This is a genomic window from Capnocytophaga sp. (assembly GCF_030532915.1).
Taxonomy (GTDB): domain Bacteria; phylum Bacteroidota; class Bacteroidia; order Flavobacteriales; family Flavobacteriaceae; genus Capnocytophaga.
Genome location: NZ_JAUNKD010000070.1, coordinates 1 through 3,114, shown reverse-complemented (window position 1 = coordinate 3,114; position 3,114 = coordinate 1). Strand labels below are relative to the sequence as shown.

1 protein-coding gene is annotated in these 3,114 nt (G+C 41.2%); it reads right to left on the bottom strand.

What is annotated here, in order from left to right:
- Positions 1-158: 158 nt before the first annotated feature.
- Complete coding sequence (locus tag Q4D72_RS12055) at positions 159-2,420, bottom strand: GH92 family glycosyl hydrolase (protein ID WP_303078178.1); 2,262 nt, start codon at positions 2,418-2,420, stop codon at positions 159-161.
- Between the last annotated feature and the right edge of the window lie 694 nt (positions 2,421-3,114).

Here is a 3,114-nt window from a genome sequence, read left to right as displayed (position 1 = left end):
TCAAGAAAATCAGACGCAGGACAAGGTGTTCGCCTTACGAACTTTTTAAAAAATACAACAACAAATTATTTTGAGGTAGCTATAAAACCACCCCGTATCATTTCATAAAAATGATACGGGGTGTTTTGCATTCTATTAAAAGGGTTTTTGGGCGTGGCTTACTCAAACGCCAAACGTCCGTTTTCTTTAAAAACACGGTACGGAAGTTTAAATTGCGTCCATTTTTGGTCGTTTAGATATACCGAAGTACCTTTTTCATTCTCTGGAGGGTTGTTTGCATCTTTCGAAAGGTTAGCGAGATGTTTTTTACCCTTGGTGATAGTAAATGTTTTATCATCAGGTAGATGCAAGGTTACTTTCTCAAAAAGCGGATAGCCCAAAATATAATCGTCAGTGGCGGGAGTAACCGGATAAAAGCCCAAAGCACTGAACACATACCAAGCCGAAGTCTGCCCGTTATCTTCATCACCACAATATCCGTCGGGGGTAGGGGCATAAAGCTTGCTCATTACCTCTTGCAGGCGTTTGCGCAATTTTTCAGGTTTGCCGGCATAATTATACAGATAAATTAAATGCTGAATAGGCTGATTGCCGTGTGCGTAATTACCCATATTCATAATCTGCATTTCGCGAATTTCGTGTATGGTAAATCCGTAATACGAATCATCAAACAAAGGAGGCATCTCAAAAACTTCATCGAGCTTGCGTTCAAATTTTTCCTTCCCGCCCATCAGTTCCATAAGTCCTTCAATATCGTGGAAAACCGACCAGGTGTAGTGCAGACTGTTTCCTTCTGTAAAAGCATCGCCCCATTTAAGCGGATTGAAAGGCGATTGAAACGTACCATCTTCGTTACGTCCGCGCATCCAACCGGTTTGATGGTCAAAAACCTTCCGATAGTTTTGGGCTTGCTCGCGATAACGTTGCACAACATATTTTTTATCCATTTTTTCAGCCATTTGGGCGATGGCAAAATCGGCATAGGCATATTCAAGCGTGCGTGCCACACTTTCATTAATCCCAACATTGTAAGGTACATAGCCCAGCTTGTTGTAATAATTCACTCCTTCACGACCTACTGACTTCACGGGGCGACCTTCGTTTTGAGTGGCATTTTTAAGCATCGCTTCCATCAAAATTTTGGCGTCATCATCTTCAATATTTCCTTTCAGATAAGCATCGGCAATAATAGGTGCCGAATTAGACCCAATCATACAATCACGATGCCCCGGACTTGCCCACTCGGGCAACCAACCCGATTGGCGATAGGTGTTTACCAGTCCCTTCATAAATTTTTTATTCATCTCGGGGTACATCAGGTTAAAAAACGGAAACACAGCACGGAAGGTATCCCAAAAACCATTATCGGTAAACATATACCCCTTTTCAACCTGTCCGTTATAGGGGCTGTAATGCACCATTTCGCCCTGTGCATCAAATTCATAAAACGTACGAGGGAACAAAAGCGTGCGATACAGACAGGAATAAAACGTACGTAGGTTGTCCGTATTGTTGTCTTCCACCGCAATTTTTGAAAGCTCCTTTTCCCAGAGTTGGAAAGCCTTTTCACGGGTTTGCTCAAACGTATCTGAGCCGATTTCATTTTTCAGATTGCGCTCGGCTTGCTCCAAGCTGATGAATGACGATGCCACTTTCACGCTCACCTGCTCGCCCCGTTTGGTGGCAAAACCGATAACCGCCCCGACGTGTTCACCCTCATTTTCATTACTTTCTGATAGCTTCCAACCATCAGCCCAGGTGTGGCTTACTTCAAAATCTTTGTCAAATTCAAGCACGAAATAGTTATGGAAATTCTCCGGAACACCTCCGTTATGGTTGCGGGCATATCCAATAATCTTCCGCTGGTTAGGCAGAATCTTTACCATCGAACCTTTGAAGTACGCATCAAGCAAAACGTATGATTTTTCAGCTTTTGGGAAGGTAAAACGGAATTGCGCAGCTCTGTTTGTCGGTGCAATTTCCACCGTAGTGTCATAATCTGCCAGATAAACCTTGTAATAATGCGGTTTAGCCTCTTCCGCCTTGTGCGAAAACCACGAAGCACGCTGGTTTTCTTCAATTTTAAGTTCGCCCGTAACAGGCATTAGCGCAAAAGCTCCGTAGTCATTAATCCACGGGCTGGGCTGATGCGTTTGTTTAAAGCCGCGAATCTTGTCGGCGTGGTATTGATATGCCCACCCGTCACCCATTTTGTTGGTTTGCGGTGTCCAAAAGTGCATACCCCACGGCACGGCAATGGCAGGATAGGTATTTCCGTTGGAAAGCTCGAATTTGGAATCGGTTCCCATCAGCGGATTTACAAAATCGGTGTAAACAGGCTTGCTTACCGGCTGCGGTTCTTCGGCAGACCGACAGGCATACGCCAGACAAATTACGGCAATTGCTAAAATATGTTTCATACTAGTATGTTTTTTTGTTTTTTATTCCCTAACCTGCTCCCAATGAATGAGAAGATTTGAATTCCGCTCCCTATCCCTCTCCTAAGGAGAGGGGACACTCGGCTGATTTTGAATACTTACCTTTGTCAAAGTTCTAAACTTTGGGAAAGGTTTTTTATAGTAATGTATATCTTCCTAATCCTTTATAAGTATATCCTTATAAGTTATGAATAAAGACAAAGGAGTGATAAACACCTTTGAAATCTCCTTTATATATAAGGAAGAAAAACTCTGACAAAGATACAAATTAAAATTGATTTTCAAACCATTTTGAGTATTTTTCAGCTGATTTTAAAAATGATTCGTTGCGAAAATCTTTGTCAAAGTTTTCAGCATTTGACACAGATACTAACCGCAATCACCCTTCAAACCATTTTAAACATTTTTAAAACTATCTCAAATACTTTTCAGTTGATTTTAAAGATGGTTCGTTGTACCAATCTTTGTCAAAGTTTTCAGCATTTGACAAAGATACTGACCACAAAGACCCTTCAAACCATTTTAAACATTTTTAAAACTATCTCAAACACTTTTCAGTTGATTTTAAAGGTGGTTCGTTGTACCAATCTTTGTCAAAGTTCTAAAACTTTGACAAAGATATCAACTGCAAAGACCCTTCAAACCATTTCAAATAACTTTCAAACCATTTCAAATA

Bases quoted from the DNA above. Each gene is read 5' to 3' on its own strand.
- Q4D72_RS12055 (WP_303078178.1), bottom strand. From the start codon at position 2,420: ATGAAACATATTTTAGCAATTGCCGTAATTTGTCTGGCGTATGCCTGT.